This window comes from Bacillaceae bacterium S4-13-56 (assembly GCA_040191315.1).
GTDB lineage: Bacteria > Bacillota > Bacilli > Bacillales > JAWJLM01 > JAWJLM01.
Genome location: JAWJLM010000038.1, coordinates 1 through 6,103 on the forward strand (window position 1 = coordinate 1; position 6,103 = coordinate 6,103).

Below are 6,103 nucleotides of genomic sequence, written 5' to 3' on the forward strand. Positions count from 1 at the left end.
AACTGCTCTTTTTGATGTTCAGATGCAAGGCTCAAGGCAGAATTAATTTGTTGATAAGCCTCATTGATTTCTTGCTCCAAATGATCCACTTCATAGCCAAAATTAGGATCATGTACAGAGGAGACAACAACATCATGAGCTTTCATTGCTTCACGATATCCGTTTTGAGCAGCTTGAAATGAATCCTGATTATTGTCGTAAGGCACAATTATCCCTCCTTCTTAAGGATATTGTGTCCTATTCATAATAAATCATCCATTGTACATACTATAAATGATCCCAAAGGAGGAATGAAAATGGCTGATAAGAATATTTCTAAAGGCGATTTTGCAAATGGTGCCCATGCGGAATATGGTGAAAAAAGAAGTGGTTCAAAAAAGGTGAAACAAAAGAACCACAGTCGTCAAAAACAACATACTCATCACGATTTATAAGTTTTTTTGATCATTTGCTAAGACTGCCTTTTGTAAAATAAGAAGGTCATCCACAGTCAGTGTTCTAAAGTCAAAATAAAGTTCTTGATCTAAGATTCGGCCAATGATTGGTATGGAATAGGAGCGAAAACAAGCTTCCAGTTGATGGGCGCTGGCTGTTGGATGATTTAGCTTGATCCCAACTGATTCAAGCTCCACCTCTGGCATGGTTCCCCCACCAATTTGAGAGGTTAGAGAAACTTTCTCCATATTAATGTATGTTGTTGGTACACTAGATAGAAAATCCTCCACTTGAACCTCAATATCATGTGGCTTTTTTAAAATGTTTTGAATAACTGGTATCTTGTTTCTATGTTCTTTTCCTTTGAGATAAGCCTTTAGTGTAGCTTCTAAAGCAGCAAAAGTCATTTTATCAACTCGTAAGACGCGGGCAAGTTGATGTTTTTTCAAACGATCAATGATCTGTTTTTTCCCAGCAATAATCCCCGATTGAGGACCTCCCAACAGTTTATCTCCACTAAAACTCACAACGTCAGCTCCAGAATCAATTACTTTTCGAACAGCTGGCTCGTCACCAATACCCTCTTCTTCATAATTGTAAATAGCACCGCTTCCTAAATCCTCATAATAGATTACCTGTTGGTCATGTGCCAGTTGGATCATTTTGTCTCTAGGAACCGATTCCGTAAATCCAATGATCTTAAAATTACTCGTATGTACTTTCATGAGCATTGCGGTGTCTTCATTAATTGCACCTTCAAAATCATAAAGATGAGTTTTATTGGTTGTTCCAACTTCAATCAGTTTTGCATCACTTTCATCCATAATGGCCGAAACTCGAAAGCTTCCACCAATTTCTACTAACTCCCCTCTGGAGACAATAACTTCTTTATCTTTGGCTAAAGCGCGAAGAATTAAATAAACGGCAGCTGCATTATTATTTACCACCATACAGGCTTCAGCACCCGTAATTTCTTGAAGGAGAGATTCAATAATAGAATGTCTGGATCCTCTTTTTCCTACATCAAGTTGATATTCTAGGTTTGAATAATGGGAAGATACCTCCACAACCTGTTCAATTGCTTCCTTTGATAAGGGAGCTCGTCCTAAGTTTGTGTGTAAAATGGTCCCTGTTCCATTAATCACTCTTCTTAAGGATGGAGTTAACCAACGAATTGCTCTTCTTTCGACACCTTGAACAATCCTATCCTCCATATTACCAGTTATAGAATCTTTTCTATCCTTAGAAGCAAGGATTAAATCCCGTAAATCATTTATTTCTTGCTGAATCCAATTTGTGATCAAATTATTATCCAATTGATTTTCTTTTAGCAGTTTTACAATTCCCTCCATTTTTTGAACTTCATGAACGGGCGGAATTTGTCGTAGGAGCTCTTGCATAAGCCTTCCCCTTTCCATCATTTACATATTTCATAGTATATCATGATTTGTTTACACAGAAAAACACGCGATTAATGTTAACCACGTGCTTTCATGCTATCTATTTTCTTCTATTTTGGTAATAATAAGTTGAACATCTGGAAACCTTCCTGTGTCTAATTTAGAATAAACCTTTTGCTCATTCACTATAACTTCAAAAGCCCCACCAGAACTTGGGATGAGTGTCAGTTCCTTGATGTTTTGCCTAAAGTGCGTAAATAATTCTTGTGCGAGACTCGCAGCTTTTGGGGCATAATTTCATTGCATGCAAAATTCAATGCTAACGCTCGTGCTCAATCCAATCTACCTCCTATTTATCCCACATGAACGGGCAAGAATACCCTACCTCAAGTCTTAAGGGAAACGAAAAGAGTAGGTGGCCCATGAAAATATACCATTGAATTTTTCATCCTTGTTGGTGAAGCTTGCTTCATGGTTGGCTGCCCGTAAATGTCGATTGATTCAAGGGCCTTTAGGTTATACCCTTGGGTGCTAACAATCAGTGGGGGACCCCACTGATTGAAGTTTCCTTTATATTTTTAGTATAAGAAATAGAATGATGTAATACAAAAAGATTGCTCTATTTATAAGTGAATATCTTCCTACTAAGGCAAGTTTTAAAGAACTATGATATTATTACATTCTTATATTTGGCGTATAAGTAAATCTTATACTATACTATCTCTATGGAGGTGTAATACATGTCAAATGAGCAAATTCGTTTAACTCAACTTTCTTCAAAAGCTGGTTGAGGTTGCAAAATTGGTCCTGAAGACCTGGCGCAAGTATTGCGTCATTTAGATAAACCTACACATGATGTTAATCTGTTAGTAGGTCATGATACATCAGACGATGCAGGTATATATAAACTAACTGATGAGATTGCTCTCATACAAACCGTAGATTATTTTACTCCTGTCGTGGATGATCCTTTTTTATTTGGACAAATTGCGGCTGCCAACGCCTTAAGTGATGTATATGCTATGGGCGGTGAAGTAAAGACAGCTCTAAATATCGTTGGATTTCCCATTAAAAAATTAGGTGGAGAAGTCCTAGCAGAAATACTGAAGGGAGCACAAGCCAAGGTAACAGAAGCAGGTGGAATTACCGTTGGTGGACACTCCATTGATGACCAAGAACCAAAGTTTGGATTAGCTGTTACAGGGATTGTTCATCCTGAGAAATTTTATCGTAATGTGGGAGCACAAGCAGGAGATGCTCTAGTCCTTACTAAACCCCTTGGTGTAGGAATCATAACAACTGCCATTAAACGCGAAAGAGCAACGGAAGACCAAAAGGAATCTGTTGTAGAAGCAATGGCTACTTTAAATAAAACGGCTGCTGAAAAATTACAGGGAAAAGACGCACATGCGGTAACTGATATTACAGGTTTTGGACTGTTAGGACATCTATCCGAAATGGCTAATGGAAGTCATGTATCTGCAGAAGTGTACTATCATAAAGTTCCTCAGTTAGAAGGAACTCTCGAATTAGCACAAGAAGATGTTGTACCTGGTGGTAGCAAGTCCAACCATAGATGGTTGAAGGATGAAGTTAGCTATCATGAATCACTAGATGAAGCTAAGCAATTAATCCTTTGTGATTCCATTACGTCTGGTGGATTGCTTGTATCATTACCTAGTGACCAAGCAGAACAATATGTAAAAGAAATGAAAGAAGCAGGACATAGTTATACTACCATCATTGGTCAAGTAACGGAGAGAAGTGTTATGACTATTGATGTAAAAGAATAATCAAAAAGGGATGACATTTTCACGTCATCCCTTTTTGATTATAACTTTTTTCTCCATTTTCTATTATCTTCTACCCTAGTCGTATACCCTTCTTGGTCCAACTTTTCCATGAATGGAATTAAATATTTCCTCGAAAGACCTAAAATATCTTTTGCTTCTTTTAATGAGAAAAGATCTCCTGTATTTTCGTTTAATTTATGAATGGCTTTTTCAAGTGAATCCCTGTGGATCAAGTGTTTATCACTCATCACAAAGGCATTTTTATATGTTGATAAATACTGCCAAAACTCGTCAGCTACTTCAGCTGGCACCTTATATTTATCCACATAAGTTTCCCACTCTTGTACCTCTAGTCCATCCTGCAAAAGATCTTGCTCTAGTTTTTCTAAACGCGTCCCCCACCCTTTTGGATATGTTGGAGTATACCCCTTTTCGGAAAGGTATGGTCCTATAGATTTGATTAACCCTGCTTCCATCCACTTTGTAATTAGCTGTTCTACTAAAGGTTTTGGCGCAGTTATCAATTTCACCGCTTCTGGTTTATTCATCCCTACTCTTAACGGAAATTTGTCATGATAGTCATTTAAAAGGACTAATAGTTGGTCTTGTAAAGTATTCATAACTCTAGTACGGACATAGTGATTTCCAATTTGCTGTATATCACCTTTATCTCGTAAGTTATTTATCATACTTCTAACATCGTCTGGATCTAGGGCCAGCTCTTGAATTAACTGGGTTTCTGTTAGCCAGGCATGTTCTGATAACAAGTCCAATAAATGTTCTTCAGGCGTACCTTCTTTTTTTCTTTCTAATTGCTCAATAGTCTTTTCGCCAAAACGGTATTTTTCCCCTTTTGGGTCAATAATCCACCCTCCACCCATCGTTTCAACTGGGCTAGGTCGACGTAGAATAAAACGGTCTCCCCTACGTGTAACAATCTCTTCCTCTAATCTTATTTGGCACAACACTTCTTTATCATCCTGTGTTACCTCATTGCGATCAAAAAACACAATCTTACCCATAACCTCAGAAGTACCTGTATGAAATTTAACAGGGGAGCGTTGTTTCAATGGAATATCAAGACTATCAACTAAAGTTAAGGAAATGTCTACTGTATCTGTTACTACAAAATGGTCCGAGCAAACCAAAACATCTCCTCGATAAATCTCATTCTTAGATATTCCACCGAGATTAATGGCCGCACGTTGTCCAGCAAAAGCTTGTTCAACCGGTTTTTTATGAACTTGTATCTGCCTGATTCTTGCGGGTTTATTGTATGGAAGAATCATCAGTCGATCTTCCTTATTTACTGAACCTTCATAAATAGTACCGCGAACTACTGTCCCTTGACCTTGAACTGTAAAAACTTGATCAATAGGTAATCGGAAGGAACCTTTTTGGTCCCTAGGTGGTAATTCTTTAAGCATTAGTTCAATCTCTGTTTTAAGCTCATTAATCCCTTTTTCAGATATACTATCAACAAAAAGCATTGGGGAATCTTCAAAGGCGGAACCATTCACTTGTTCTCTTATATCTTCCTCCACTAACTCCAATAGTTCATCCTCAACCATTGATGTTTTAGTTACAACGATAATCCCATTAGTAATTCCTAAAAGGGTCAATATATCCAAATGCTCTTTTGTTTGAGGCATTACCCCTTCATCTGCAGCAATTACAAGCAATACAAGGTCAATTCCAGCTACACCTGCAATCATTTGACGAATGAAACGCTCATGTCCAGGTACATCAATAATGGAAACAAGTAAGTTTTCATCTTCAAGCTGCAGGGGAGCAAATCCTAATTCAATAGAAATTTTTCGTTCTTTTTCTTCCTTTAATCGATCAGTATCTATTTGTGTTAATGCTTTAGTTAAAGTTGTCTTTCCATGGTCTATATGTCCAGCCATTCCTATAGTAAAATACCGTTTCTCCATTGAAAGCTCATCCCTTCTATCAACCATTCATTATTACTACAAGTTTAGCCTATATTTATGGAAGATGTCTAACTAAATAATCAATGTTCAGTATTGTCCTGACAACTCCCACAGCTAAAGCAGTGGGGTTCTAGGATGCTAACAAGCTTCTCTCTGATGCCCTTATCTTTCCTTTCGGAAAGAGTTTCCACCAAAGTACTAGCTGGAATTCTCCTAAAATATTAACGGACGTATTGCGTATAAGCAAGGCAATGTGTTGCTTTGTGATTGTTTTAACTGTGCAATCTCGCAGTTATGCCATTCAATGAAACGCTCCCATTCTTCGTGGCATAAATCTATATCCATAGAATGGAGCGTTTCCTTGGTGTTTCTTATTAAAAACGCACTATATAAATCCCGTTGAATCAGGAATTCTCCGAAATCATTCCATCTTTCTGAAAGTTGTTTTTTGTTATATTCTCCTGTGAGATGGTTAAATTGAGTCGCTTTTACGGCATAAGTATTTATTTTCTTTAAGGAACGACCTTGGTAGCCTAACTTG

General features: G+C 37.6%; 6 protein-coding genes and 1 pseudogene. 2 read left to right on the forward strand and 5 right to left on the reverse strand.

Annotated features, from left to right (window positions below; genetic code table 11):
• The coding region (locus RZN25_11220; GenBank protein MEQ6377392.1) for a hypothetical protein at positions 1-206 on the reverse strand (206 nt) is incomplete at its 3' end.
• A gap of 90 nt (positions 207-296) precedes the next feature.
• Between RZN25_11220 and sspP the strand changes: the two genes are divergently transcribed.
• Entirely contained in the window at positions 297-434 is a 138-nt protein-coding gene (gene sspP, locus RZN25_11225) for a small acid-soluble spore protein P (GenBank protein ID MEQ6377393.1), read from the forward strand.
• Here sspP and selA read toward each other — a convergent pair.
• Both selA and RZN25_11235 read right to left on the reverse strand, forming a co-directional pair.
• A complete protein-coding gene (gene selA, locus RZN25_11230; protein ID MEQ6377394.1) occupies positions 429-1,835 on the reverse strand; it encodes an L-seryl-tRNA(Sec) selenium transferase in 1,407 nt (468 codons plus the stop codon). The two genes, sspP and selA, sit on opposite strands and share 6 nt — an antisense overlap.
• A 96-nt stretch (positions 1,836-1,931) precedes the next feature.
• Positions 1,932-2,120 (reverse strand): annotated as a pseudogene (locus RZN25_11235) (Rdx family protein).
• Positions 2,121-2,575: 455 nt separating this feature from the next.
• Here RZN25_11235 and selD point away from each other — a divergent pair.
• The gene (gene selD / locus RZN25_11240; protein ID MEQ6377395.1) at positions 2,576-3,628 is read left to right on the forward strand and encodes a selenide, water dikinase SelD; all 1,053 of its coding nucleotides are present in this window, start codon (positions 2,576-2,578) and stop codon (positions 3,626-3,628) included.
• Positions 3,629-3,666: 38 nt separating this feature from the next.
• On the opposite strand, the gene selB is transcribed toward selD, so the two are convergent.
• Positions 3,667-5,562, reverse strand: coding sequence for a selenocysteine-specific translation elongation factor (gene selB, locus RZN25_11245; GenBank protein MEQ6377396.1), 1,896 nt, complete (start codon positions 5,560-5,562; stop codon positions 3,667-3,669).
• Between the two features lie 213 nt (positions 5,563-5,775).
• The coding region (locus RZN25_11250; protein MEQ6377397.1) for a hypothetical protein at positions 5,776-6,103 on the reverse strand (328 nt) is incomplete at its 5' end.